We start from the raw sequence: 25,794 nt of genomic DNA on the forward strand, positions 1-25,794 counted from the left end.
CGAGGACAGCAGGCGGGCAAGTCCCCTCGAAGGCACCCGAAGGGCCAGTCAGGGCAAGGGCCACACCCGCTGTCCTCACGCACCAACCCACCATCACCAGGCCGGTACCGCCAGCCTCACAGTCAGGCCAGGACGTCGGCCACGGCGGTGACCGGCAGCCCGTGGGCGGCCGCGACCGCGCCGCTGGTCAGCACGCCCGCGTAGGTGTTGAGTCCCTCGGCCAGGGCGGCGTCGGCACGCAGCGCACCGAGGGTGCCGAGGTCGGCCAGCCGCAGCACGTGGGGCAGCGTCACGTTGGTCAGCGCGCGGGTGGACGTCTCCGGGACCGCGCCCGGCATGTTGGCCACGCAGTAGTAGACGGTGTCGTGGACGCGGAAGACGGGGTCGGCGTGCGTGGTGGGCCGCGAACCCTCGAAGCAGCCGCCCTGGTCGATGGCGATGTCGACGAGCACGGCCCCGGGCCGCATCCTCGCGACCACGTCGTCGGTGACGAGCTCGGGCGCCTTGGCACCGGGGATGAGCACGGCCCCGACGACGAGGTCGGCCGCCAGCAGCTCGCGCTCCAGGTCGTAGGCGGTGGAATAGGCCGTGCGGACCCGGCCGTGGTACTCGGCGTCGATCGACTTCAGCTTCTCGACGTCCACGTCGGCGACGACGACGTCCGCGTGCAGTCCGACGGCCATCGCGGTGGCGTTGCGACCGGCCACGCCCGCACCGATGACGAGCACGCGCGCGGGCGGCGTTCCGGGCACCCCACCCATCAGGACGCCGCGGCCACCGACCGGGCGCATCAGCTGGTAGGCGCCGACCTGGGTGGCGAGCCGGCCCGCGACCTCGCTCATCGGGGCGAGCAACGGGAGGCGGCCGTCGGCGGTGCGGACGGTCTCGTAGGCGACCGCCGTGGTGCCGGCGTCGAGCAGCGCCCGGGTGCAGGGCTCGGAGGCGGCGAGGTGCAGGTAGGTGAACAGCGTCATGTCGGGCCGCAGGTGGTGGTACTCCGACTCGACCGGTTCCTTGACCTTGAGCAGGAGGTCGGCGGCCGCCCAGACCTCGGCGGCGCCGGTGAGGATCTGCGCGCCGGCGGCCTTGTAGTCGGCGTCGGTGATCGAGGACCCGGCCCCGGCGTCCTGCTCCACGACGACCTCGTGGCCGCGGCCGACGAGCTCGTGGACCCCGGCGGGCGTCAGCGCCACCCGGAACTCGTTGTCCTTGACCTCACGGGGAACGGCAATTCTCACAGTGGCCTCCCGATGGGATGGGTCCGACGCGACGCCGGGACACCAGGATGAACTTCGTTCGATCCTGTGTCATGGTGGTCGAAGAAAATTCTGCAGGAGACGAGATGGATGAGGTAACACCGAAATCGACGGTCGGACGGGTGCCGCCACCGAAGGATGTTCGGCCCCCGCTCGACGAGGTCGACCGCACGCTGCTGCGCGCCCTCGAACGCGACGCGCGCATCCCCAACAACGCGCTCGCCGAACTCGCCGGCATCGCCGCGTCCACATGCCTGACCCGCGTCAGAGCGCTGCGCGACCGCGGCGTCATCCGCGGCTACCACGCCGACGTCGACCCCGCCGCCGTCGGGCACCCGCTGCAGGCGATGATCTCGGTCCGGCTCCAGAGCGACGCCCGCAGCAACCTCGCCGCCTTCGTCGACCGGGTCGGACGGCTCGCCGAGGTGCGCGACGTCTACTTCCTGGCCGGCGACGACGACTACATGCTGCGTGTCGCGACAGCAGACCCGGCGGCGCTGCGCGACTTCGTGATGACCCTCAACACCCACCCCGACATCGCAGGCACCCGCACGAGCCTGATCTTCGAGCACATCCGGCCACCACAGACGCACTGACCGCCCGCACAGCGCGGGGACCGCTCAGCCCGAGACGACCGACCGGTCGAGGTCGGGCTCCAGGTAGATCACCCGCGCCTCCGGGACCGCGGCACGCACGCGCGCCTCGGCCGCGTCGATCGCCGTCGCGACCTGCTCCACCTGCATACCCGGGGTGAGCGCGATCTTCGCCGCGACGAGCATCTCCTCCGGGCCCAGGTACTGGGTGCGGATGTGGATGACCCGCACGACGTCGTCGCCGCTCTCGATGCACTCCGTGATCGTGGACAGCACCGGCGCCACCGCACCCTCACCGATCAGCAGGCTCTTCATCTCGATGATCAGGATGATCGCGATGACGCCCAGCAACGCGCCGATGCAGAGCGTGCCGATCGAGTCCCACACCGGGTCGCCGGTGAGCACCGTCAGCCCGACACCGAACAGCGCCAGCACCAGACCGATCAGGGCGCCGAAGTCCTCCAGCAGCACGACGGGCAGCTCCGGCACCTTCGACTGGCGGATGAAGCCCCACCACGTGCTCGACCCCTTGAGCGGGCGCGACTCGTGGATCGCGGTGCGGAACGAGAAGCCCTCCAGCACGATCGCGACCAGGAGGATGATCACCGCGACCAGCGGCGTGGTCAGCCCCTCGGGGTGCTGCAGCTTGTGGATGCCCTCGTAGAGGGCGAACACCGAGCCCAGCGTGAACAGCAGCAGCGCGACGATGAAGGAGTAGAAGTAGCGGTCCCGCCCGTAGCCGAACGGGTGCTCCGCCGTGGCCGCACGCTTCGCACGGTTGCCGCCGAACAACAGCAGGCCCTGGTTCGACGTGTCCGCGACCGAGTGCACGGCCTCGGCCAGCATCGACGACGACCCCGTGACCACGAACCCGATGAACTTCGCGACCGCGATCCCCGCGTTGGCGAGCAACGCCGCGATGATCGCCCTGGTTCCACCGTTCGCCGACAACGCCGCTCCTCGGGGCTCGTCCGCCGCCGGGGTCCCGGCGCGGTGCGAACCCTAGCGAAACACCTCGACCGGCCTCACGGTCAGGACAGCCCGTCGGTCGTGAGGAAGAGCTGGGTGCCCGGCGTCGCCGAGTCGACGACGACCCCCCGGTCCGACGCCGGCAGGAACACCGCGGTACCCGGGCCGAGCTTCAGCACCGACGCCTCGCACCGCACCAGCGCCGCCCCCGACGTCCCCATCAGGATGCGAGGACCGCCGTCGGGAACCTCGACCGAGGCCTGCGGACCGTCGGCGACGAAACGGCGCAACCGGAACTCCACCGCCGGGGTGTCGTAGGCAACCCAGCCATTGTCGTCGTTCCAGTCGCAGACCGGCGGCGGCGCCGCCTCGAAGTCGAGCACCCGCAGCAGCTCCGGGACGTCGACGTGCTTGGGGGTGAGCCCGCCGCGCAGCACGTTGTCGGAGTTGGCCATGACCTCGATACCCGCACCCGACATGTAGGCGTGCAGGTTGCCGGCGGGCAGGTACAGGGCCTCACCCGGCTGCAGCACGATGTGGTTGAGCAGCATCGCGGCCAGCACCCCGGCGTCGCCGGGATAGCGCTCCGACAGCTCCAGGACCACCCGCGCCTCCGCGCACCACTCGCCGCTCCCCGCCGCGAGCCGCACCGCGCCCTCCTGGGCGGCCGGGACGAGGTCGTCGAGAACCGACTGGGGCAACGTGATCCACGTCGTGAACAGGGCGCGCAGGCCGTCGGGGCCGGGCTGGGCGGCCAGCAGCTCCACGTACGCGGCCAGGGCCTGCACGTCGAGCGCATGCAGGAACCGGACCGACGCCTCGGCCTCCCGGAACCCGACGAGCGCGTCGAACTCGGTGAGCGCGCAGATCAGCTCCGGCTTGTGGTTCGGGTCGCGGTAGTTGCGCTCCGGCGCGTCGGGCGCGACGCCCAGCGCGTTCTCCCGCGCGAACCCGGCGGCGGCCTGCTCCGCGCTCGGATGGGCCTGCAGGCTCAGCGGCTCGTCCGCGGCGAGGACCTTCAGCAGGAACGGGAGCCGCCCACCCCACCGCTCGGCCCGGTCCGCACCCAGGGCGCGGTCGGGATCGGCGTCGATGAGCTCGATGAGGGACTCCGCCGTGACGTCGTCGCGCACGACGTGCGACGGATCGGCCGGGTGCGCACCGAGCCACAGCTCGGCCTGCGGGTGCGGCGAAGGCGACGGACGCCCGAGCAGCTCCGCGATCACCGTGCGGGAACCCCAGGCGTAGGGCCGCACCGGGTTGTCCAGCAACTCCACGGTTGTCGTGCTCCTCGTTCGGGCCGGTCGGCCCGGTCGCGGGGGCCTGTCGTCAGGCCGGTTCGATGGTACGGGTCGCCAGTCCGAGATACACGGCGGCGATGTCCAGCCGGGCGGCGAGCACGCCCGCCCGGAGCAGTACCGCGTCCGGGGTACCGCGCACGATCTCCTCGACGGGATGCAGCACGTCGGCGACCGGCCACGGCCGCCCGGTGCGGCGCAGCAGCACCTGGCCGGGCTCGTCCTCGCCCGTGGCGAGCAGCATCAACCGGGGCGCCGGCGCCGACGGCGCCGGATCGTCGAACGGATCGTGGAACACGTCGCGCTCCGCACCACCCGACTCCAGCGCCCGGCGCAGCCCCGACAGCGTCGCGGCCCGCCCGACGTCGTCGGCGTGGGCGACGATCCCCGCGTGCGTGGCCAGCGACGCGGCACCGTGCGCGGCGACCGCCGCCGCGACGGCGTCGACGCCCCACAGCAGCGGCGTGTGGTCGGCCAGCCGCAGGGCCAGCGACTTCGCCGGGTTCATGAACGGCTCGTGGCCGGGCTGGTTGCGCTCGGCCTCGGCGTCGAGCGCGTCGGCAAGGGTGTCGAGACGGACGTCGAAACCGCCGCCGAGCAGGCCCAGCGCACCGGTGACGGCCAGGCCGACCGCCAACGCCCGCGGCAGGTCCAGTCCCGGCGGCACCGGAATCCGGGGCTCGACGAGCCGCGCCCGCCCCGCCCCCGCCGCGGCGACCGGACCGTCGCCCGGCGCCGACAGCACGACCTCGCTGCCGCGGCGGACCGCGGACCCGACGGAGTCGGCGAGCTCGCCGTCGGTCGCGTCGCCGGTGTGGACGACCACGACGTCGAGCGGGCCCGTCCACAGCGGGACGGTGTCGCTGACGACGACCGGGACCGGGCACGCCGGCCCCAGCATCGCGGCGACCAGCGGCGCCGCGGTGGCCGACGCGCCGGGGCGGCGGACCAGGACCAGCGCCCGCGGCCGTTGCCCCACGAGGTCGGCCACGCCGGCCTCCCCGACGCTCAGCGCGGCCGAACGGACCTGCGCACCCGCGGTGGCGGCGGCACGCAGCACGCCCCCGGTGTCGACGGCCGCGAGCGCCGCCGCGTCGAGCAGCAGGGTGTCGTCGAGCACCGGCTCACCCGTCGCCACGTGAACCGGCCCCGCCGGGCGCCGTGTCGGCCGCCGGGATCGCCTCGTCGAGCAGGAGTACCGGGATCCCGTCGACGACGGGGAACCGGCGGCCGCACGAGGTGCAGGTGAGCACCTCCGCATCGGGGTCGCCCGGGGCACCGACCCGCAGCGGGGCGTGGTCCTCCGACGGGCACGCCAGGATGTCGAGCAGCTGGGGGTCGAGCTCGATGGCCACGGTCCTCCTCTTTCCTGCATCGGGTCGCAGCGGCGGGCGTCCCCACCCGCGATGCTGCCAGCCCGGGCGGGTCCGCGCCGGGTCCGTCCGGGTACCGGACCGACCACCTGCGGATCGGTGTGTGCGGTGTCTGTGTGGTGTCGACGGCCGCAGGGACTCAGGCCCGCACGATCGCCAGGACCTCGTCGCGCAGCGCGGCGACGGCCGCGTCGTCGGCGGCCTCCACGTTGAGCCGCAGCAGGGGCTCGGTGTTGGAGGCGCGCAGGTTGAACCACGACCCGTCGGCGAGGGCGACGGTGAGGCCGTCCAGCTCGTCGAACCGGGTGCCGGCGCGCGCGCCGAACACCTCGCGGACCGCGGCGACCCGCCCGGCCTGGTCGGCCACCGTCGAGTTGATCTCGCCGGAGGCGGCGTAGCGCTCGTAGCCGGCCATCAACGCCGACAACGGGCCGTCCTGCTCCGCGAGCGCCGCCAGGACGTGCAGCCCGGCGAGCATCCCGGAGTCGGCCCGCCAGAAGTCGCGGAAGTAGTAGTGCGCCGAGTGCTCACCGCCGAACACCGCGCCCGTCTCGGCCATCGTCTGCTTGATGAACGAGTGCCCCACCCGGGTGCGGACGGCCGTACCGCCCAGCTCCGCGACGATCTCGGAGACCGCGCGGGAGGTGATGAGGTTGTGGATGACCGTGTCCCCCGGCGACTTCGCCAGCTCACGCGCCGCGACCAGCGCCGTGATGGCGCTGGGACTCACCGGCTCGCCGCGCTCGTCGACCGCGAAGCAGCGGTCGGCGTCGCCGTCGAAGGCCAGCCCGATGTCGGCACCCTCGGCGACCACGGCCTTCTGCAGGTCGACCAGGTTGGCCGGATCGAGCGGGTTCGCCTCGTGGTTGGGGAAGTTCCCGTCGAGCTCGAAGTACAGCGGGACGACCGCGAACGGCAGCGGCGCGAACACGGCCGGCACGGTGAACCCGCCCATGCCGTTGCCCGCGTCGACGACGATCTTCAACGGCCGCGCGCCCGACAGGTCGACCAGCCCGCGCAGGTGCGCCGCGTAACCCTCGAGCAGGTCACGCTGCTCGACGCGGCCCCCGCCGGGACCCGCCGGCACCCCGGCCTCGACGGCCTCGCGCAGAGCGACCAGGCCGGTGTCCTGCCCGATCGGGGTGGCGCCCGCCCGGCACAGCTTGATCCCGTTGTACCTCGCAGGGTTGTGGCTCGCGGTGAACATCGCGCCCGGCACGTCGAGCGTGCCCGCGGCGAAGTACAGCATGTCGGTGCTGGCCAGGCCGATGTCGACGACGTCGAGCCCCTGCCCGGTCACACCCTCGGCGAACGCGGCCGCGAGCGCGGGCGACGAGTCGCGCATGTCGCGCCCCACGACGACCGACCGCGCGCCCTCGGCGCCGACGAGCCGGGCCAGTGCGGCGCCGATCGCGCGCACCGTCTCCGCGTCGAGCTGCTCGCCCACGACACCGCGGATGTCGTAGGCCTTGACGATCGAGGACAGGTCGGACACGCACGGAACCCTATCGGGGGCCACCGACAGCCCTCCGGCGGTGCGGTCCGCTCAGCCCTCGCCGGAGCCCGGCAGGACCCGCAGGTGGCCGCGACGGCCGGTACCACCCTGGGCCGGTACCGGCGGCGACGGGTCGAGCGGGCGGTCGGCACGCCCGGCCTCGCGCACGGCCTCGGCCAGCGCCGTCAGGTCGTCGGCGGTCGGCTGCGGCGGGGCGAACTCGCCCTCGAACCGGACGACCTCCCAGCCCCGTGGGGCCGTGAGCCGGTGCGCGTGCGCCGTGCACAGGTCGTACGAGTGCGGCTCCGCCTGCGTGGCCAACGGGCCCACCACAGCGGTCGAATCCGCATACACATAGGTGAGCGTGGCCACCGCGAGCTCGGTGCACCCGGTCCGCGAACACCTCCGCACACTCAGCACATCCGCGACGATAGCGCCTGCGGCCCGCGACTCCCCACTGCGACGCGCGGCGAGACCGGGTGGGTGGTGCAGCCGTAAGATTCCGTGGGTGACCACCGCGCGCCGCACCCTGCGCCGCTCGCCCCGCCGGCGTGACCGCCGGGGCCGCGGCCTGCGCGGCCTGCTCTACCCGCCGACGTTGCCCGCCTCCCGCACCCGCGCAGAGAAGTTCGACCAGCTGGTCCTGGAGGCGCTCGAGCCCATCGAACTGCGCTGGGGCCCCGAGCTCGCCGAGCTCGACCTGGCCGTCGACGAGGTCCCCGAGGTGGAGGAGACCTCACCCGACGAGGTCGTCTGGGCCACAGGTGTCCTCGCCGACGTGGGGGTGCCGCTCGCGCAGCTCGTTCCCGCGGGTGTCGACCACCGCGGCCTGCCCTCGCGCGCCCGCATCGTCATCTACCGCAGGCCGCTGGAGGCCCGCGCCCGCGGCGGGGCCGACCTGGCCGACCTGCTGCACGAGGTCCTCGTCGAGCAGGTCGCGGAGTACCTCAACATCGAGCCCGACGCCGTCGACGGCGGGGCCGAGTAACCGCGCCTCCCGCCGCGCCGAACGGCGGGCGGTCCCTCGGGCGGGCACCACGCCCCGCCGAGCGTGTCACCGGCGTCCGCCCGACACGCTGACGACACGTCCCCGCCCCACACCGCCGCCGAGCCCTCATCCCGGCGGGGCGACAACCCGGCCTCCGCCGTAGCCGGCGAGCGTGCTGCGAGGGTCACCGCAGCGCGCTGAGAACACGGCCGGCCCCACGATGCCCACCGAGCGCGTCACGAGCGTCGCCCCCACGCGCTGAGGACACGGCCGGCGGCCGGCCCGGCGAGCGCATCACCAGCGCTCCATCCCGCGCACTCACAACACGGCCGACCCCGCCAAGTCCGACGAGCGCATCACCAGCGCTCCGCCCCGCGCACTCACGACACGGCCGACCCTGCCAAACCCGGCGAGCGTGGCACCAGCGCTCCATCCCGCGCGCTGACGACACGGCCGGCCGACCCGACCCGACCCGACCCGACCCGACCCGACCCGACCCGACGAGGGTGTTGTCAGGGTCGGCGTGGCGCACCGACGACACGGCCGCCGCAGCAGCCCGGCGCTCCGAGGGGTCGCCGCGATCTTGACCGATCGGACTCTTGGGCGCCGCCGTCAGGGCGACATGCACACCGACACGCCGTCACGCTCCGTGAGGTCCCTGCACCCACGGGCGACACTCACGCGAACGGACCTTGCGGCTGGGCGTGACGACAGTCCCGGACGCGACACGCCCGGAGCGCGCCGACACGCCGACGCACGTCCGGTCCTCGGCGGTCGTCGGGCTCCGGACGAGACCCTCGCAGCGTCCGGACACGACGGCCGGCCTCGTCGGCCCCGACGGCGACAGGCCGGGCACCACCCCGTGCTCCGGGCACGTCGACGACGTCCACGCAGCCCGACGGGCACCACCTGCGCCGCAGCGCCGCAACCGGCACCGAACGGTCCAGGTGCAGACAGATCTAGCCCGGTGTCCTGTTCGGACGTTGCGCTCCGAGCCCGACCGTCCTGTATGGACGGCCGTCCTCGGCCTCCCGGCTGCTCCGCGCGGACCCCCCGGTCCTTTGCGGCGCAACCAGTTCTCGCCGCGGTCAGACCGCGGCGCGCCGGAGTCGTCGACGTTCCCGCTCGGACAGGCCGCCCCAGATCCCGAACCGCTCGTCCTGCGCGAGTGCGTACTCCAGGCACTCGGCCCGGACCTCGCACCCGGCACAGATCCGTTTGGCCTCCCGGGTCGATCCACCCTTCTCCGGGAAGAACGCCTCGGGATCGGTCTGGGCGCAGAGCGCCTTTTCCTGCCAGTCCGGTTCCGCGTCGGCTTCGGAGAGGACGTCGATGTAGACGACGTCCCCCCCAGGAGCCGCCGTGTCCACGAACTCGACCCCGACCAACTGAAGTGTGTCACTGATCACGTTCACTCGCCCACCTCTCCCCGCGCCCCGGCGAATGACACCGGCGTAAGTACATCGCTGTGGCTCGGTCCTTGGCAAGTTGGGGCGGCCGTCCGGGTGACGCGTTCCACCCCTTCGGTCGCCCGTTCGGCAGACTGGTCAAGTGTCAGGCGTGTCCAACCGATTGAGTCCATGGTTCTTGCTGCTGCTCGGGGTGTCCGTCGTCGGCGGCGTCGTCGCGGCCCTCGCCGGAGCCGTTCCGCTGCAACCGCACTCCTCCGTGGCGCTGACCACGGGAATCGTGCTGCTCGTCCTCGGCGGCTGGACCGTGTCGCTGTGCCTGCACGAGTTCGGGCACGCCCTCGTCGCCTACCGTGCCGGTGACGTCACCGTCCGCGACAAGGGGTACCTGACGCTCGACATCCGTCGCTACACCGACGTCGGGCTCTCGTTCGTGCTGCCGATCCTGTTCCTGCTGATCGGGGGCATCCCGCTGCCGGGCGGCGCCGTGTGGATCAACCACGGCCTCGTCCGTTCCCGGGCCGCGCGCAGCCTGATCTCGCTGGCCGGTCCGGCGACGAACCTGGTGCTGGGCGCGCTGCTCACCCTCGCCGTGGCGAACATCTCGATGCCCTACGGCCTCGTCATCGGGCTGTCGGCACTGGCGCTCATCCAGGTGCTGGCCTTCGTGCTCAACATCCTGCCGATCCCGGGTCTCGACGGGTTCGGCGTGCTCGAGCCGTACCTGCCGCCGGGTGCCCGGCAGGTCGCCGCGAAGGTCCGGCCGTGGGCACCGCTCGTGCTGTTCGTCGTGCTGATCTCGTTCAGCCAGGCACAGCAGGTGTTCTTCGCCATCTCCTCGTGGATCTTCGACGGCATCGGCGGCAGCGACGCCGCGGCCGCCTACGGCTACACCGAGCTGCTGTTCTGGCGCTGACGCACGTCGAGCAGCGCCGCGGCCGCGACCATCTCGGCGACGGTGTCACTGTCCGAGGGCACGGCGTCGACCGGCCACCACCGCAGGTCGAGCGACTCGTCGGAGATGCGCGGCTGGGCACCCTCCGGTGCGCGGACGAGGTAGCGCACGTCGAGATGACGGGTCGGCACCCCGAGCGAGCAGGTCACGGGGTGGACGTCGATGTGCAGCGGGTGCTCGGAGATCGTGAGCCCGTCGATTCCGGACTCCTCGGTGGCCTCCCGCAGGGCCGCGGCACGCAGCGACCCGTCGCCGGGTTCGCAGTGCCCGCCCAGCTGGACCCAGCGGTGGAGCCGGCGATGCAAGGTGAGCAGGGTGTGCGCGCCGCTCGCGTCGAGCACCAGCGCCGACGCCGTGAGGTGCCCGGGAACGCAGGACCGGTCGCACGCGTCGTCGGGGCGGGCGTCGAGGAACGCCAGCAGCGCGTGCCGCAGCGCCTCCTGCCCGCTCTTCCCGGGAGTCCATGCCTGCAGCTCGGTGGCCGCGGCGGCGGGGGCTACCACTCGACCAGCCCCGCCGCCGGGTCGCGCGGTGGGCGGGGTGTGAGCGGCTCGTCGGGCACGCCGACGGCGACGGCACCGAGCGGCTGCCAGTCGTCGGGGAGGTCCAGCACCGCGCGGACGGTGTCGCCCGCGAAGATCGTCGACCCCACCCAGCACGACGCCAGGCCCTCGGCGGCGAGCGCGACCAGCAGCGACTGCACGGCCGCGCCGCCGGCGACGGTGAACATGTCACGCTCGGCCGCGGTGCGGACCGGGTCGGGGTAGGGCTGCGCGCCGTCGCCCGTGCGGAAGGCGAGCACCAGCTCGGGGGCGCGGCGCAGCAGGTCGCCGCGGGCGAGGCGGCGGGCCACCTCGTCGGCGGGGCGGGCGTCGGCCTCCAGGTCGGCCTGCCAGCGGTCGCGCATCGCGTCGAGCAGCGCGGTGCGCCGCCCGGGATCGCGGACCCAGCCGAAGCGGAACGGCGAGGAATGGTGGGGTGCCGGGGCGGTGAGCGCGACGCCGACGGCGCGGCGCAGGGCGTCGGCGTCGACCGGGTCGGGGGCGAAGCTGCGCGAGCTGCGGCGCAGCAGGACAGCCTCGCCGCGGCCCTGCGCGAGCGCCTCCTCGGTGCCGAGGCTGAACAGGTCGTCGTCGAGGCCACGGACGAGGTCGCGGGCGCCGGAGCCGTCGTCGACGGGCCGCATGCCGCGGACCACCGCGACCGGCTGCCCCCCGAGCTTGCCCTTCGCGAGGTCCGCCGCGGCGGCGACCTCGTCGGCGATCGCGACCTCGGTGACGACGAGCTCGTTGCCCTCGGCGTCGGTCGCACCGCCGTAGCTGTGCAGCACGGCGAGCCCGGCCGAGCCGATCGCGACGTCGGTCTGCCCGACCCGCCAGGTGCGGCCCATCGTGTCGGTGACGACGACGGCGACGTCGACACCCAGCGCCGCTGCGAGGCCCGCACGCAGCCGCTGGGCGCTGGCGTCGGGGTCGACCGGGAGCAGGGCCAGCTCGTCGCGACGGACGTTGGACGCGTCGATGCCGGCCGCCGCCTGCACGAGGCCGAGCTTGCTCGCCACGATCAGGGTGCGGCCCCGGCGGGCGACGACACGCTCGGTCTCCTCGTCGACGAGGCGGCGGCGCAGCGCGTCGCGCTCCTCCGGGTCCTGCGGTGCGGTGACGAGCCTGCCCTCGGCCTTGGACACGATCTTGCTGGTGACGACGACGACGTCGCCGTCGGCGAGCCAGGGCGCGGCCCCCGCGATCGCGGCGGCCACGTCGTCGCCGGGGCGGAACTCCGGCAGCCCACGGACCGGGCGGACGGTGATCCCGTCGGGTGCGGCGTGGTCGCCGGGAGCCTCAGCCACCCTGGACCCCGGCCAGCTCGAACGCCGCCCGGACCATCGCCGCGGTGGCCTCGACGTCGGTCATCATCAGCGGGACCTCGCGGACCTGCGCCCCGGGCAGCTCGTGCCCGTCGCCCGGGGCCACCAGCCAGCCGTCGAGCAGGCCGCCCGTGCCGCGCCCGCCGTAGTGCGCGCCGACGCCGGCCGCCGAGGTCTCGACCCCGATCGTGGTCAGGCACGCGTCGGCCATCCCGCGCACCGGCGCGCCCCCGACGATCGGGGAGACACCGACGATCTTCGCCGGCGTCGCGACCAGGGCCTGCGCCATGCCGGGGACGCCGATCACGGTGCCGATGCTCACCACCGGGTTGGACGGTGCGACGAGGACGACGTCGGACGACTCCAGCGCGTCGCGGACCTCGGGCAGTACCCGGGCCTCCTCCGCGCCGACGGATGCGAACCGGTGCGCCGCGGGCTTGGCCTGGTGACGCACCCACCACTCCTGGAAGTGCACCGCGACCTGCGGCGGCGCGTCCGGGGCGGCGGCGTCGGGGTTGTCGATGACGACGTGCGTCTCCACCCGGTCGTCGGAGACCGGCAGCAGCCGCACCCCCGGCCGCCAGCGGTGGCACAGCGCCTCGGTGACCTGGGACAGCGGGTACCCGGCGCGCAACATCCGGGTGCGGACGAGGTGCGTGGCGATGTCGCGGTCGCCGAGGGAGAACCAGTCGGGGTCGGCGCCGTAGGCGGCGAGCTCCTCCCCGACCGTCCACGACTCGCCGGCCCGCCCCCACCCGCGCTCGGTGTCTATCCCGCCGCCGAGGGTGTACATGCACGTGTCGAGATCGGGGCAGACCCGCAGGCCGTGCAGCCAGATGTCGTCGCCCACGTTGACGACGGCGGTGACCTCGTGCGGCGCGTCGTCGGGGCCCGGACCGACGGCGGGCAGGCCCAGCGCAGCCTTCACCCCGAGCAGGAACCGGGCGCCCCCGACCCCTCCGACCAGCACGGTGACCTTCACGCGACGACCTTCACGCGACTCTCCTCGCGACGTTCACCCCGAGACCCTACGTCGAGGCACCGACAGTCACGACGGGAGCGCGGCGGTGACGGCCGCGACCACCTCGTCGGACCCGGGCTCGGTACGCGGCCGGAACCGGGCGACGACCGAGCCGTCGGGGGCGAGCAGGAACTTCTCGAAGTTCCACTGCACGTCGCCCGCCTCCCCCGACGCGTCGGGGTGCTCGGTGAGCCGCTGGTAGAGCGGGTGCCGGCCGGGGCCGTTGACCTCGATCTTCTCCGTCAGCGGGAAGCTCACGCCGTAGGTGGTGGAGCAGAAGGTCGCGATCTCCTCCGCCGAGCCCGGCTCCTGGCCGCCGAACTGGTTGCACGGCACGCCCAGCACGGTGAGGCCGCGGTCGCCGAAGCGTTCCTGCAGCTCCTCCAGGGCGGTGTACTGCGGCGTCAGGCCGCAGCGCGAGGCGACGTTGACGACCAGCACGGTCCGTCCGGTCAGGTCGGGGAGGGCGCCGCCGTCGAGAGCGGCGATGTCGGCGTCGAGAACGGGAGCCATGATCAGCACGCTACGCCGCGGCGGACCCTCACATCGCGCGGTAGTCGCGCGGGGAGAACCGCGGGCCGAACCGGGGCCGGCGGAACCCCGACAGCTCGACGTAGCGGACGGCCCGGTGCCGTTGCGGCGCATAGGGCGCGAGCACCTCGAGCATCCCCGCGTCGTCGAGGGGGCGGCCGACGAGCGCCCAGCCCACGACCGTCGGGATGTGGAAGTCGCCGAAGCTCACGGCGTCCGCGTCGCCCCAGGCGCGCTGCGCGATCTCCGCAGCCGTCCACACCCCGATCCCCGGGACGCGGCGCAGCAGGATGCGGCCCTCCTCGCCGCCCAGCTCGGCCGCGGCCTCCAGCCGGTGCGCGACCGCCGCCGCGGCGAGGATCGCCCGCCGCCGCGCCGAGTCGACCCCTGCGCGGTGCCACTCCCAGTCGGGGATCGCGCGGGTCTGCGCGGGTGTCGGCGGCACCCGCATCCCCTCCGGCACCGGCCCGGGGGCCGGCTCCCCGAACCGTCGGCACAACTCCCGCCACGACCGGCGCGCCTCGGTCCCGGTGACCTTCTGCTCGAGCACGGCCGGGAACAGCTGGTCCCACACGCGGCCCGTCGCGCCCAGCCGCAGTCCCTGCAGCCGGCGCGCGGCGTCGGCGATCAGCGGGTGGTGGGCGACGAACGAGTCCGGGTCGTCGCCCGCGCCGAGCAGCTGCGGGAGCCGGTCGACGCTCCACACCGCCCCGGGGCCCCAGGCCGCCGCGACGACCGTGCCGTCGGCCCGCCGCGACAGCCGCAGCGTGGCCGCGCCGTCCGGGGTCGTGCCGGTGCGCCAGACCGCGGCGCCGTCGGCCGCCGAGTGCCACGTGGGATCACCCCGGCCGCGGCGCAGCGGCGCCAGGACCCCCGTCAGATCGAGACGGAAGTCGGGACGCCACTCGCGCTCGACCGGGCCCGTCACTACACGTCCGGGGAGAACCGCACACCGCGCGGCGGCAGGACCACGCCCGGCCACACCCGCAGGCCGCCGCGCAGCTCGCACAGCTCGCCGACGACCACGTCGTCGCCGAGCACGCCGTCGGCGACGACCGCCCCGGCCGCCACCCGCGCGTTGCGGCCGACCACCGAGTTCTCGACGACCGCGCCCTCGGCGACGACCGCCCCGTCGTAGAGCATGCTGCCCACGACCCGCGCCCCCGCCCCCACGACGGCGCCCCTGCCGACGACGGTGCCGCCCGCGACGTGCGCATCGCCCGCGATCTCGGCCCCCGCGAGGGCCAGCAGGTCACCCGTGGGGCCGGGCAGCGCCGCCGACGGCGCGATGCCGCGGACCAGGTCGGCCGAGCCCTGCACCAGGTCGGCGGGGGTGCCCATGTCGCGCCAGTAGGCATCGTCGACGTGGCCCGACACCCGTGCCCCCGCGGCCAGCAGCCCCGGGAACGTCTCGCGCTCCACCGACACCGGCCGGCCCGCCGGAATGCCTTCCAGCACCTCGCGGCGGAAGACGTAGCAGCCGGCGTTGATCTGGTCGGTCGGCGGCTCGGGCGTCTTCTCCAGGAACTCCAGGACCCGGCTGTCCTCGTCGGTCGGGACACAGCCGTATGCCCGCGGATCAGGCACCCGGACCAGGTGCAGCGTCACGTCGGCCTTCGTCTCGCGGTGGGTGCCGACGACCGCGCGCAGGTCGGTCCCGCACAGCACGTCACCGTTGAACACCAGGATCTCGTCGGCGGTGAGGTGCCCGGCGACGTTGCGGATCCCCCCGCCGGTGCCGAGCGGTTCGGTCTCCACGACGTAGGTGAGGTCGAGGCCCAGCGCGTCGCCGTCGCCGAAGTGCTCCTCGAAGGTCTGCGCGAGGTACGACGTGCCCAGCACCACCCGGCGCACCCCGGCCGCCCGGATCCGCGACAGCAGGTGGGCGAGGAACGGCACCCCGGCCGTCGGCAGCATCGGCTTCGGCGCCGACAGGGTCAGCGGCCGCAGCCGGGTGCCCTGGCCCCCGACCAGCACCACGGCCTCGACGTCGTGCAGCACGGTCTGTCGTCTCCCTCGTCACTCACACAGCTCGCCCGGGGCGGTCACGTCGCCGGAACCCCGGGCGCGCGGCCCGACCACCCGGCGGGCGGCGAGCACCGCGCCGGCGACGGCCCGCGTCGCGCCGCGCGTGCGGGCGCGGACCAGCCGCCGGGCCCCGGCGTGGCGTTCCTGCGCCGACTCCGGGATGTCCCCCACAGCGTCCCGCACCGCCTCCGCGGCCGGCACGGCGACCCGGAGCCAGCCCGCCGCGTCGAGCCGGTCGGCGAGGTCGAGGTCGGCGTACGGCACCGGCAGCCGAGCGTCCCAGCCGCCGGTGGAGTCCAGCGCGGCGCGCCGCATCAGCGCGGCGGGCCCGGGGACGGCGGCGTCGCCGCCGCCCGCCACGAGTCGGGAGAGCAGCCGGTCACCGGGGGCGGCCGGGACGGTCGTGCCACGCAGCCGCGGCACCAGCGCACCGGCACGTGGGGTGGCCCGGGCGGCGGCCAGGAGCACCTCGACGGCCCCCTCGTCCCACACGATCCCGGGTTCGCTGACCAGCACGAACTCGACGTCGCCGGCGACGGCGGCGACCGCGCGGTTCACGGCGGCGGGCCGGCCCAGGCGCTCGCCCAGGTCGAGCGCGGTGACGCCGGGGGTGACGGGCGGCGGCGGATCGCCGGCGACGTGGACGACGGTCTTCGCCGGCCCGATCGAGTCGATGCATCGCTGTACCTGATCGGCAGGCGCGTGACCGGCGATCACGACGGCACAGCCCGGCAACCCCGCGTCCACGCGCCCGACCCTAACCGGCGCTCCCGGCGATCCGCCCACCGTGACGCCCGCGGCGGCGGGACGGTCGGTTCTCGTCGACGCCCGCGGCGGTGGGACGGTCAGTCGTCGTCGGGGTCGTCGCCGTCCAGCTCGGCGAGCGCGGCGGCGGCGGCGCGGTCGCCCGACGACGCCCCGGCGACGAGCTGGTCGCGACCCTCCGCGACGCGGCCGTCCTCGACCAGGAACACCCCCAGCGCTGCGGACGCGCCCGGCTCGCGGTGGCGGACCGCCTCGCGCAGCTCGTGTTCGGCGTGCGACCGGTCGGCGCGGGTGGCGAGCAGGAAGGTCGCGTAGGCGACGTGCGCGCGCAGGGCACCGAGCTCGTCGGCGAGGCGGTAGAGCTGCTCGGCCTCCGCGTCGCGGCGGGCGGCGGCCCGGGCGTCGGCGAGCGCGACGACGGTGTCGGGTCGCGACGTGTCGTAGTAGCGCTCGGCGGCGGCGACGGCGGGGACGAGCTCGTCGGCGTCGAGGAGGAAGGAGACGAGGTTGTCGGCGGCCTGGCCGTCGCCGTGGTCGGCGGCACGGACGAGGACCTGCACGGCCTCGGCGTCGCGGCCCATGTCGCGCAACAGGATTCCGAGGTCGTTGGCGGCTGCCGACTCCCCGTTGGCGATCGCGAGCCGCAGCGCCTCCTCGGCGCCGTCGCGGTCCCCGGTCTCGGCGAGTGCGACGCCGAGCCTGCCGGCGAACCGCACGTACCCGCGGGCGACGAGCAGGCTCAGCCATTCGGCGGCGGCGTGGAAGCTGCCGCTGTCGAGGTAGGCGTCGGCGAGCACGTCGGGTGACGACGGCTCCCCCGCGGCGACGGCCTGGCGCAGCACCTCGACGGCGTCGAGGGCCAGGTCGCGGCGGAGCAGGTCGCGGCCGCGCTCGGTGAGCGGTTCGGCGATGCGCTGCGGCAGCCGGGGCGGGCCGGGCACCGGCCCGGCTGCGGCCGGTGCGCCGCCGGGGGGCCCGACGGTGTCGACGCCGTCGACCGCGTCGGTGGCCCCGGCCATCCCCAGGGCGGGGTCGGGCAGGCCGGCGTCGGTCGGCCCGGCGGCGGGTGTGGTGTCGAGCGGCGGCACGGGGGCGAGCTCGTCGATCGGTGCGGGCGCGTCGGGGACGGGACCGGCACCGGCAGCCGGGTCGGTCGCGTCGGGCACGGGGCCGGGGTCGCGTAGCCCGCGGTCGGGATCACCGTGCGCCCGGTCGAGGTCCGGGGGCTCCCGGTCGGGGGCGAACTCGGCGTCCGGGCCGGGGCGGGGGCGCGTGTGCGGGACGGGCGGCTCCGTGGTCGCGTCGGTCATGGCCACCTCCCGTGGTGGGACGCTCCCGCCCGCGCCGCCGGTGCACGGCGCGGCGTCGGGGTGTGACAGGACTACCCCGTCGGGTGTCGGGATAGTCCCGGGCCGTGCCGGCGGTCCGCGGCCGTCGTCGCGGCGGTCCGCCCGGGCGGACCGCCGCTCAGGACCGGTGCACCGCGACGACCCGGCGGTAGGCCATGCGGCGCACGGCCTCGGGCACGAGGCGGTACCCGCCGCGGACGAGCACGTTGCGGGCGAACTGCGGCCACGTCGTGAAGCCCATCGCCCGGAACCGGCGCTGCAGGCCCAGCTCCGCGCGCAGCTGCCCGAGCCCCCCGCGGCGTGCGTAGGCGCCGGCACCGACGCGGTAGCGCACGAGCGGCTCGGCCACGTTGGCCACCCGCGCGCCGGCCATCAGCATCTTCGCCCAGAGGTGGTAGTCCTCCATGAGCGCGAAGTCGCCGTAGCCGCCGACACGGCGGACCAGCTCGCGGCGCAGCACGACCGTCGGGTGGTTGAAGGGGTCGGCGAAGCGGGCGCGGACGGCGATGTCGCGCGGGTCCGTCGGCGGGGTGCGCCTGCCGACCTCGACGGCGGCGTCGTCGGCGAACTCGATCAGCCCGGACCCGACGAGGTCGGCACCGGCCTCGACGATCGGCAGCTGGACGGCGAAGCGCTGCGGTTCGGAGACGTCGTCGGAGTCCATGCGGGCGACGACGTCGTGGACGCACGCCTCCAGGCCCGCGTCGAGGGCGGGTCCGAGACCGACGTTGCGCTCCAGCGCGAGCACCCGCACCGGGACGGGGGACGACGCGACGAGCTCGTCGAGGCACGCGGTGAGCTCGGCGCCGACGGGGCCGTCCCGGACGATCACCACCTCGTCGGGGCGGCGGTGCTGCGCGTCGACGCTGGACCGGAACGCTGCGGCGAGGAAGTCGGGCCGGTCACCCGCCCACACCGGGAGGAGCAACGAGAACGGCTCGGACACGGTCGGTGAGGTTAGTGCGACGCTGTGAGCACTCCGGGGGTGCCCCGGGGGTGCGGTTGGCGACACGCCGTCTGGATCACCGCCCGGGTCGGCGCCGGATGTTGCACAGTGTGTGACGCCGAGAGCGACCCCGGGCAGCGGCCGCCCCGGCGCACATCGACGGGGGGAGGGGCCACGTGAACCAGCGGACCGCGCTGACTGAGCGTCCCCGCTCACGCCCCGCCCCCGACGACGACACCCCCGCCCAGGCCCCGCCGGACTGGGGCCGCAGGCTGCGGATCGCGACCGTCGTCGCGTCGGTGCTCGTGCTCGCCGTCACCGGCTCGGCGTGGGGGCTCTACCGCGACGTCACCTCGGGTCTCACGACGACCGACGTGATCTTCGGCGGTGACGACGGCGAGGGCCTCAACATCCTGCTGGTCGGCGTCGACAGCCGGACCGACGCGCAGGGCAACCCGCTGCCCAAGGCGGTGACCGACGCGCTGCACAGCGGCGCCGACACCGGGGTGCTCAACTCCGACACGATCATCCTGCTGCACCTGCCCCCCGACGGCGGCGCGGCGGTGGCGTTCTCGATCCCGCGCGACTCCTACGTCGACATCCCCGGCTACCGCATGGACAAGATCAACGCGGCCTACCCGGCGTCGAAGGCGCTCAAGGCCGAGGAGCTGGTCAAGGCGGGCGGCAAGAGCGCCAAGGAGGTCGACCAGGAGTCGTCGGCGGCGGGCCGCAGCAAGCTGATCGAGACCGTGCAGGACCTCACCGGCGTCCACGTCGACCACTACGCCGAGATCAACCTGCTGGGGTTCTACAACCTCACCCAGGCCGTCGGCGGCGTCGACGTGTGCCTCAAGAACCCGGTGAGCGACGAGCTGTCCGGGGCGAACTTCCCCGCCGGTCCGCAGACCATCTCCGGGGCGGCCGCGCTGGCGTTCGTCCGGCAGCGCCACGGCCTGCCCGAGGGCGACCTGTCGCGCATCCGTCGCCAGCAGGTGTTCCTCGCCGCGATGGCCGACAAGATCCTCTCCAGCGGCACCCTCACCAACCCGTCGACACTGAACGCGCTGATCGACGCCGCACAGAAGTCGCTGGTCATCGACTCCGGCTGGGACATCCTCGGGTTCGCCCGGCAGGCCTCCGACATCGCCGCGGGCAACCTCGAGTTCATGACGATCCCCACCCGGGGCGGGACCACCAACAGCCGTGGTGACGTCGTGCTCGTCGACCCCGGCCAGGTGAAGAAGTTCGTCACCGACCGCGCCGAGGCGACCGAGAACGCCCCCGACACCACCCCGCCCGCCGCGGACGACGCACCCGCCGTCGCCCCGAGGACCGTGACCGTCGACGTCGGCAACGCCAGCGGCGCCACCGGCCTCGCGGGGCAGGTCGCCGACACGCTCGGCGCCGCCGGGTACGTCCGCGGCACGGTCGGCAACGTCGCCTCCCGGCCGACCTCGGCCGTCCGCTACTCCACCGACGCCGCCCGGGCCGGCGCCGAGGCGGTCGCCGCGACGCTCGGGCTGCCCGTCGAGAAGGCCGCCGACGCCCCCGCGGGCCGCGTCCAGGTCGTCCTGGGCACCGACAGGGCCACCGGTGCCGGGAGCACCACCACGACCGCGCCCACCGGCACGGGGGCCCCGGCGGCGGGCGGCGGCGCCGTCAACGCCGGCGGCGTACCGTGCATCGACTGATCCACCCTCGACGACGCACCCGTGTGAACGACCCCGTGAGGCCTGATCCGTGACGTTGACCGCCACCCTGCTCGACCCGATCCTCGCCGCGAACCCGGCCCGCCCGCTGATCACCTTCTACGACGACGCGACCGGCGAGCGCATCGAGCTCTCCGGGCTCACGACGGCCAACTGGGCCGCGAAGACGGCGAACATGCTGCGCGACGAGTGCGACGTCGAGACCGGCACACCCGTCGCGGTGCTGCTGCCCGCGCACTGGCAGACCGCCGCCGTGCTGCTGGGCGCGTGGTGGTGCGGGGCGCACGTCGTCGCCGATCCGGCCGACGCCGAATGGGTCCTCTGCGACGCCGACCGCCTCGACCTCGCGCTGGCCGCCTCGCCGTCCGGCGGGGTGGTCGCGCTGTCGCTCGACGCGTTCGGGAAGGGCCTCTCCGGCCTGCCCGACGGGGTCGTCGACTACGCCACCGAGGTCCGCGGGCACGGCGACGACTTCGTTCCCTGGGAGCCCGTTCCCGACACGGCACCCGCCCTGGGTGGCCTGTCCGTCGCCGACACCGCGGCCGCCGCCCGGCGCCGCGCGGGGGAGCTCGACATCACCCCGGCCGACCGCGTCCTGTCGATGGCCGAGTGGTCGAGCCTGGACGGCGTCGTCGACGGGCTGCTGTCCGTGCTGGCGGTCGGGTCGTCGCTCGTGCAGTGCCGCAACCCCGACATGGGGAAGGTGATCGGCCGCGCCGCCGCGGAGAAGTGCACGCGCAGGCTCTGAGCTGGGTCGCCGTCGGTCCCGCGCGGGCAACGTGGCACCGTTGTCGGGTGGACACCGTGACCGCTGCAGACGTCGACCTCGCGGCCGAACGGCTGCGCGCGGTCATCGGGCCGAGCCCGCTGCAGCTCTCGCCCCGCCTGTCCGACGCCGTGGGCGGCGAGGTGTGGCTCAAGCGCGAGGATCTCCAGCCCGTCCGCTCCTACAAGATCCGCGGCGCATACAACCTCATCTCCCAGCTGTCCCCGGACGAGCGCGAGCGCGGTGTCGTCTGCGCGAGCGCCGGTAACCACGCCCAGGGCGTCGCGTTCGCCTGCGCACGGCTCGGGGTGAAGGCGCGGGTCTACCTGCCCCGGACCACGCCCCGGCAGAAGCGCGACCGCGTCGCCAAGCTGGGCGGGAAGGTCGTCGAGGTGATCGTCGTCGGCAACGCGTACGACGACGCCGCCGCGGCCGCCGCGATCGACGCCGAACGCCACGGCGCCACCCTCGTCCCCGCGTTCGACGACGCCCGCACCGTCGCCGGGCAGGGCACCGTCGCCCGCGAGATCGTCGCCCAGCTCGGCGGCGAGCCCGACATCGTCGTCGTGCCCGTCGGCGGTGGCGGGCTGCTCGCCGGGGTGACCACCTACCTGCGGGAACGTCACAGCGGTGTCCGGATCGAGGGCGTCGAGCCCGCCGGGGCGGCCAGCATGACCGCGGCCCTGGCCGCCGGTGGTCCGGTGCCGCTCACCGACCTCGACCCGTTCGTCGACGGCGCTGCCGTCCGCCGCGTCGGCGACACCACGTTCCCGATCGTCCGCGACGCCGCCGTGAACCTCACGCCGGTGGCCGAGGGCCGGGTGTGCACCGAGATGCTCGCGCTCTACCAGACCGACGGGATCATCGCCGAGCCCGCGGGCGCGCTGGCCACCGCCGCGCTCGACTCGCTGCCGATCCCCCGCGGTTCGGTCACCGTGTGCGTGCTGTCGGGCGGGAACAACGACGTCAGCCGCTACGCCGAGGTCGTCGAACGGGCCCTGATCCACGAGGGCCGCAAGCACTACTTCCTCGTCGACTTCCCCCAGGAGCCGGGCGCGCTGCGCGCCTTCCTCGACGACGTCCTCGGCCCCGACGACGACATCACCTTGTTCGAGTACGTCAAGCGCAACAACCGGGAGACCGGCCCCGCGCTCGTCGGGATCGAGATGGGGCGGCCCGAGGACCTCGAGGGCCTGCTCGCCCGCATGCAGGCCGCTCCCCCGCACATCGAGCGCATCCCGCCCGACAGCCCCCAGTTCCGCTTCCTGCTCTGAGCCTCACACTCGGGGGCGCGGGGCTACGGTCGGGTCATGCGCGTCACCAAGATGCTGGTCAACCGGCCTGTGACCGACCCCGAGGCCGCGAAGGCGTTCTGGCAGGGGATGTTCGGTCTCGACGTCGCCTTCGACCTCGGCTGGGTGGTCAGCCTGCACCCGCCGGGCAACGACACGACGGGCGTCCAGCTCGTCACCGGCGACAAGACCGCGCCCGTCGACTCGGACATGTCGATCGGGGTGGACGACGTCGACGAGGCCTACGCCCTCGCCCAGCGCAACGGGTACGAGATCGTGCACCCGATCAGCGACGAGGAGTGGGGGCCGCGGCGGTTCTTCGTGCGGACGCCCGACGGCACGGTCGTCAACGTGGTCGCGCACCCGCACGACGCCGGACAGCGGTGAGGTTGCGGCCCGACGTTCGCCCGCAACCCCACGGTCCCGGTCCGATCCCGCGACGACAGTGAGGTTGCGCCCGGACCTTCGCCCGCAACCTCACGGTCGCAATTCGGGCCGCCGACGACAGTGAGGTTGCGCCGGGGGGGCGTGCGCATCCTGACACGCGGCGAGGTTGCCGGCCGCACTCCACGGCTCGGACCATCGCAGCCGGCTCAGCGCAGCAGGGCGCGTGCCATGACCATGCGCTGCACCTGGTTGGTGCCCTCGTAGATCTGGGTGATCTTGGCGTCGCGCATCATGCGCTCGACGGGGAAGTCCCTGGTGTAGCCGGCGCCACCGAGGATCTGGACGGCGTCGGTGGTCACCGACATCGCGACGTCCGACGCCATGCACTTGGCGGCGCTGGAGATGAAGCCGAGGTCGGGCTCGCCGCGCTCGGCGCGGGCGGCGGCGACGTAGACGAGCTGGCGCGCGCCCTCCACCTTCATCGCCATGTCGGCGATCATGAACTGCAGGCCCTGGAACTCGGCGATGGCCTTGCCGAACTGCCTGCGGTCCTTGGCGTAGGCGATCGCGACGTCGAGCGCGCCCTGCGCGATACCGACGGCCTGCGCGCCGATCGTCGGGCGGGTGTGGTCCAGCGTCGCGAGCGCGGTCTTGAAGCCGGTGCCCTCGGCGCCGATGATCCGGTCGCCCGGGATGCGGCAGCCCTGGAAGTAGATCTCGCGGGTGGGCGAGCCGTTGATGCCGAGCTTGCGCTCCTTGGGGCCGACCTCGAAGCCGGGGTCGTCCTTGTGCACGACGAAGGCGGAGATGCCGTTGGCGCGCTTCTCGGGGTCGGTGACGGCCATGACGGTGTACCAGGTGGACTCGCCGGCGTTGGTGATCCAGCACTTGGTGCCGTCGAGGACCCAGTCGTCGCCGTCGCGGCGGGCGCGGGTGCGCATGGACGCCGCGTCGGAGCCGGCCTCGCGCTCGGACAGGGCGTAGCTGATGCCGGCGCCCTGGGCGATCGAGGGCAGCACCTGCTGCTTGAGCTCCTCCGAGGCCGACAGCAGGATCGGGATGGAGCCCAGGCCGTTGACGGCGGGGATCAGCGACGACGACGCGCAGACCCGCGCGACCTCCTCGATGACGATGCAGGCGGCCAGCTCGTCGGCCCCCTCGCCGCCGTACTGCTCGGGGATGTGGACGGCGTGGAAACCGGCCTTGACCAGCGCGTCGCGGGCCTCGACGGGGTAGCGGGCCTGCTCGTCGACCTCGGCGGCGTGCGGGGCGATCTCGTTCTCGGCGAGGTCGCGGACGGCGTCGCGCAGGGCCTCGTGCTCGTCGCTGAGCCGGTAGCTGTCGAAGTCGGCGTTCATCGTCCCGTTCCCTGGGTGTGGTGGGGGTGGCTCCCCCAATCGTAACGGCACGCAGTGCCACCAATCAATCGTATGACGGACCTCCGTGCTGTTACGCTCCCGACTCATGGCAGCCCCGGTACGACGCGGACGGTCCGCCGAGGGCCGCGCCGAGGTCCGGGGCGACCTGGTCCGCGCGGCGCTCACCCTGTTCACCGAGCACGGCTACGACGACACGACCGTCGACGACATCACCGCCGCCGCCGGGGTCGGGCGCCGCACCTTCTTCCGCTACTTCCGCGGCAAGGAGGACGCCGTCTCCCCCGACCACGAGACGTGCCTCGCCCGCGTCGACGCCGTCTTCGCCGCGGCCCACGAGACGGAGCCGCTCGCACCACTGGTGCTCCGCGCCGCCGACCCCGTGTTCGACCTCTACCTCGGCAGCCCCGCCGAGGCCAGCGCCCGGTTCGCGTTGACCCGCAACGTCGCCGCGCTGCGCGACCGGGAGGCCGCCAGCGTCGACACCTACCGCCGGCTGTTCGGCCGCCGCTTGCGCGAACGCCTCGCCGACCGGCCCGACGGCGAGCTCGCCGCTGCCGTCACCGCGGCGGCGATCGTCGCCGCGCACAACATGGCGCTGCGGTCGTGGCTGGTCGACGGCGCCCGCCCCGAGGCCCGCGACGCCTGCCGGGCAGGCTTCCGCCGCGTGGAGACGATGCTGCCCGTCACCCCGGCCGCCGCCCCCGACGACCTCGCCGTCATCGCGACCCGTCTCGAACTCGCGGCCGCCCGGCTGGAGCGCGTCGCGGCGAGGGACTGAACTGTCGGCCGGTGTCCCTACGCTGCCCGATATGCCGGAAGCGGGAACGCCTCAGGAGTTCATCGACGGTCTCGACGAGCCGCGCCGCGCCGACGTCGCCGCGCTCGACGCCCTGATCCGCGAGGCCGCGCCCGACCTCGAACCGGTGATGGCCGGGACGATGCTGGGCTACGGGCCCTTCCACTACCGCTATGCCAGCGGCCGGGAGGGCGACGCCACGGTCATCGCGCTGGCCTCGCAGAAGCGCCACATCTCGCTGTACGTGCTCTGCTCGGTCGACGGCGGCTACCTCGCGGAGAAGTACGCCGCCCGGCTGCCCAGGGCGTCGATCGGGAAGTCGTGCGTACGGTTCCCGCGCCTCGCGGTGGTCGACACCGAAGTCCTGCGGGAGCTCGTCGCGGAGGCCGGGCGGCTCGGCTCGGGCGACGCCGCGGGAGTGAGCTGACCGGCCCCGGACGTACATGATCCCCGGGCCGCACCGGGACGGTGCGAAATCGGGCTGGACGGGCCCGAACCCGGGGATCACGGGTGACTGCCTGGAATTCGCCGGTACCACATTCCGGCTTCCATCGGCCGTCGGAGATCGTCCCGTGGTACTAGCGGACAGCCACCTCACATGAAGTCCAGTAGCTATTCAACG

27 protein-coding genes are annotated in these 25,794 nt (G+C 74.2%); 9 read left to right on the forward strand and 18 right to left on the reverse strand.

Features of this window, described 5'->3' with window-relative positions:
• Positions 1 to 122 precede the first annotated feature (122 nt).
• Positions 123 to 1,238, reverse strand: a complete 1,116-nt coding sequence (gene ald, locus AB7F12_RS19120) for an alanine dehydrogenase (RefSeq protein ID WP_428498421.1) — start codon at positions 1,236 to 1,238, stop codon at positions 123 to 125.
• Positions 1,239 to 1,378: 140 nt separating this feature from the next.
• Between ald and AB7F12_RS19125 the strand changes: the two genes are divergently transcribed.
• Positions 1,379 to 1,852, forward strand: a complete 474-nt coding sequence (locus AB7F12_RS19125) for an Lrp/AsnC family transcriptional regulator (protein ID WP_428498420.1) — start codon at positions 1,379 to 1,381, stop codon at positions 1,850 to 1,852.
• Positions 1,853 to 1,876: 24 nt separating this feature from the next.
• Here AB7F12_RS19125 and AB7F12_RS19130 read toward each other — a convergent pair whose 3' ends face one another.
• From AB7F12_RS19130 to AB7F12_RS19155, 6 genes are all read right to left on the reverse strand, one after another.
• Positions 1,877 to 2,800, reverse strand: coding sequence for a cation diffusion facilitator family transporter (locus tag AB7F12_RS19130; RefSeq protein ID WP_428498419.1), 924 nt, complete (start codon positions 2,798 to 2,800; stop codon positions 1,877 to 1,879).
• 80 nt (positions 2,801 to 2,880) lie between these two features.
• The gene (gene manA / locus AB7F12_RS19135) at positions 2,881 to 4,095 is read right to left on the reverse strand and encodes a mannose-6-phosphate isomerase, class I (RefSeq protein WP_428498418.1); all 1,215 of its coding nucleotides are present in this window, start codon (positions 4,093 to 4,095) and stop codon (positions 2,881 to 2,883) included.
• A 52-nt stretch (positions 4,096 to 4,147) separates the two neighbouring features.
• Positions 4,148 to 5,236 (reverse strand): hypothetical protein, encoded by a 1,089-nt coding sequence (locus AB7F12_RS19140; RefSeq protein ID WP_428498417.1) that lies wholly within the window; start codon positions 5,234 to 5,236, stop codon positions 4,148 to 4,150.
• Between the two features lie 4 nt (positions 5,237 to 5,240).
• Entirely contained in the window at positions 5,241 to 5,471 is a 231-nt protein-coding gene (locus AB7F12_RS19145; RefSeq protein WP_428498416.1) for a Trm112 family protein, read from the reverse strand.
• 157 nt (positions 5,472 to 5,628) lie between these two features.
• Positions 5,629 to 6,984, reverse strand: a complete 1,356-nt coding sequence (locus tag AB7F12_RS19150) for a phosphomannomutase/phosphoglucomutase (protein WP_428498415.1) — start codon at positions 6,982 to 6,984, stop codon at positions 5,629 to 5,631.
• Positions 6,985 to 7,035: 51 nt separating this feature from the next.
• A complete protein-coding gene (locus AB7F12_RS19155; protein ID WP_428498414.1) occupies positions 7,036 to 7,404 on the reverse strand; it encodes a DUF3499 domain-containing protein in 369 nt (122 codons plus the stop codon).
• Positions 7,405 to 7,492: 88 nt separating this feature from the next.
• Here AB7F12_RS19155 and AB7F12_RS19160 point away from each other — a divergent pair, with 88 nt between their 5' ends.
• On the forward strand, positions 7,493 to 7,972 hold the full coding sequence (locus AB7F12_RS19160; protein WP_428498413.1) for a metallopeptidase family protein: 480 nt from the start codon (positions 7,493 to 7,495) through the stop codon (positions 7,970 to 7,972).
• A gap of 1,088 nt (positions 7,973 to 9,060) precedes the next feature.
• Here the strand turns inward: AB7F12_RS19160 and AB7F12_RS19165 are convergent.
• Positions 9,061 to 9,306 carry a WhiB family transcriptional regulator gene (locus AB7F12_RS19165; protein ID WP_428498423.1) on the reverse strand — a complete coding sequence of 82 codons (246 nt, stop codon included), beginning with the start codon at positions 9,304 to 9,306 and terminating at the stop codon, positions 9,061 to 9,063.
• A 226-nt stretch (positions 9,307 to 9,532) separates the two neighbouring features.
• Here AB7F12_RS19165 and AB7F12_RS19170 point away from each other — a divergent pair, with 226 nt between their 5' ends.
• Entirely contained in the window at positions 9,533 to 10,297 is a 765-nt protein-coding gene (locus tag AB7F12_RS19170) for a site-2 protease family protein (protein ID WP_428498412.1), read from the forward strand.
• Here the strand turns inward: AB7F12_RS19170 and AB7F12_RS19175 are convergent.
• From AB7F12_RS19175 to AB7F12_RS19215, 9 genes are all read right to left on the reverse strand, one after another.
• Positions 10,270 to 10,839, reverse strand: a complete 570-nt coding sequence (locus AB7F12_RS19175; RefSeq protein WP_428498411.1) for an NUDIX hydrolase — start codon at positions 10,837 to 10,839, stop codon at positions 10,270 to 10,272. The genes AB7F12_RS19170 and AB7F12_RS19175 overlap by 28 nt on opposite strands.
• Complete coding sequence (locus AB7F12_RS19180) at positions 10,833 to 12,185, reverse strand: coenzyme F420-0:L-glutamate ligase (RefSeq protein ID WP_428498410.1); 1,353 nt, start codon at positions 12,183 to 12,185, stop codon at positions 10,833 to 10,835. Before AB7F12_RS19180 ends, AB7F12_RS19175 begins: the two co-directional genes overlap by 7 nt.
• Complete coding sequence (gene cofD, locus AB7F12_RS19185) at positions 12,178 to 13,185, reverse strand: 2-phospho-L-lactate transferase (RefSeq protein WP_428498409.1); 1,008 nt, start codon at positions 13,183 to 13,185, stop codon at positions 12,178 to 12,180. The genes AB7F12_RS19180 and cofD overlap by 8 nt, the downstream gene beginning before the upstream one ends.
• A 66-nt stretch (positions 13,186 to 13,251) precedes the next feature.
• Positions 13,252 to 13,737 carry a glutathione peroxidase gene (locus AB7F12_RS19190; protein WP_428498408.1) on the reverse strand — a complete coding sequence of 162 codons (486 nt, stop codon included), beginning with the start codon at positions 13,735 to 13,737 and terminating at the stop codon, positions 13,252 to 13,254.
• Positions 13,738 to 13,765: 28 nt separating this feature from the next.
• Positions 13,766 to 14,683 (reverse strand): DNA-3-methyladenine glycosylase family protein, encoded by a 918-nt coding sequence (locus AB7F12_RS19195; RefSeq protein WP_428498407.1) that lies wholly within the window; start codon positions 14,681 to 14,683, stop codon positions 13,766 to 13,768.
• On the reverse strand, positions 14,683 to 15,753 hold the full coding sequence (locus AB7F12_RS19200) for a sugar phosphate nucleotidyltransferase (protein ID WP_428498422.1): 1,071 nt from the start codon (positions 15,751 to 15,753) through the stop codon (positions 14,683 to 14,685). Before AB7F12_RS19200 ends, AB7F12_RS19195 begins: the two co-directional genes overlap by 1 nt.
• Positions 15,754 to 15,774: 21 nt before the next feature.
• Positions 15,775 to 16,530: a hypothetical protein gene (locus AB7F12_RS19205; RefSeq protein WP_428498406.1), complete on the reverse strand. Its 756-nt coding sequence runs from the start codon at positions 16,528 to 16,530 to the stop codon at positions 15,775 to 15,777.
• A 98-nt stretch (positions 16,531 to 16,628) separates the two neighbouring features.
• Positions 16,629 to 17,858, reverse strand: coding sequence for a hypothetical protein (locus AB7F12_RS19210; RefSeq protein ID WP_428498405.1), 1,230 nt, complete (start codon positions 17,856 to 17,858; stop codon positions 16,629 to 16,631).
• 157 nt (positions 17,859 to 18,015) lie between these two features.
• Positions 18,016 to 18,843, reverse strand: coding sequence for a glycosyltransferase (locus AB7F12_RS19215; protein ID WP_428498404.1), 828 nt, complete (start codon positions 18,841 to 18,843; stop codon positions 18,016 to 18,018).
• 176 nt (positions 18,844 to 19,019) lie between these two features.
• Here AB7F12_RS19215 and AB7F12_RS19220 point away from each other — a divergent pair, with 176 nt between their 5' ends.
• Genes AB7F12_RS19220 through AB7F12_RS19235 form a run of 4 tightly spaced genes read left to right on the forward strand, consistent with a single transcriptional unit; the run spans position 19,020 to position 22,997 of the window.
• Positions 19,020 to 20,534: an LCP family protein gene (locus AB7F12_RS19220; RefSeq protein ID WP_428498403.1), complete on the forward strand. Its 1,515-nt coding sequence runs from the start codon at positions 19,020 to 19,022 to the stop codon at positions 20,532 to 20,534.
• 49 nt (positions 20,535 to 20,583) lie between these two features.
• Positions 20,584 to 21,300, forward strand: coding sequence for a TIGR03089 family protein (locus AB7F12_RS19225; protein WP_428498402.1), 717 nt, complete (start codon positions 20,584 to 20,586; stop codon positions 21,298 to 21,300).
• A 56-nt stretch (positions 21,301 to 21,356) separates the two neighbouring features.
• Positions 21,357 to 22,592, forward strand: coding sequence for a threonine ammonia-lyase IlvA (gene ilvA / locus AB7F12_RS19230; RefSeq protein WP_428498401.1), 1,236 nt, complete (start codon positions 21,357 to 21,359; stop codon positions 22,590 to 22,592).
• A 36-nt stretch (positions 22,593 to 22,628) separates the two neighbouring features.
• Complete coding sequence (locus tag AB7F12_RS19235; RefSeq protein ID WP_428498400.1) at positions 22,629 to 22,997, forward strand: VOC family protein; 369 nt, start codon at positions 22,629 to 22,631, stop codon at positions 22,995 to 22,997.
• Positions 22,998 to 23,203: 206 nt separating this feature from the next.
• On the opposite strand, the gene AB7F12_RS19240 is transcribed toward AB7F12_RS19235, so the two are convergent.
• On the reverse strand, positions 23,204 to 24,355 hold the full coding sequence (locus AB7F12_RS19240) for an acyl-CoA dehydrogenase family protein (RefSeq protein ID WP_428498399.1): 1,152 nt from the start codon (positions 24,353 to 24,355) through the stop codon (positions 23,204 to 23,206).
• Positions 24,356 to 24,461: 106 nt separating this feature from the next.
• Between AB7F12_RS19240 and AB7F12_RS19245 the strand changes: the two genes are divergently transcribed.
• Positions 24,462 to 25,154, forward strand: a complete 693-nt coding sequence (locus tag AB7F12_RS19245; protein WP_428498398.1) for a TetR family transcriptional regulator — start codon at positions 24,462 to 24,464, stop codon at positions 25,152 to 25,154.
• Positions 25,155 to 25,185: 31 nt separating this feature from the next.
• On the forward strand, positions 25,186 to 25,599 hold the full coding sequence (locus AB7F12_RS19250; RefSeq protein ID WP_428498397.1) for a DUF1801 domain-containing protein: 414 nt from the start codon (positions 25,186 to 25,188) through the stop codon (positions 25,597 to 25,599).
• Positions 25,600 to 25,794: the final 195 nt, after the last annotated feature.

The organism is Pseudonocardia sp. (assembly GCF_050250275.1).
Classification (GTDB): Bacteria; Actinomycetota; Actinomycetes; order Mycobacteriales; family Pseudonocardiaceae; genus Pseudonocardia.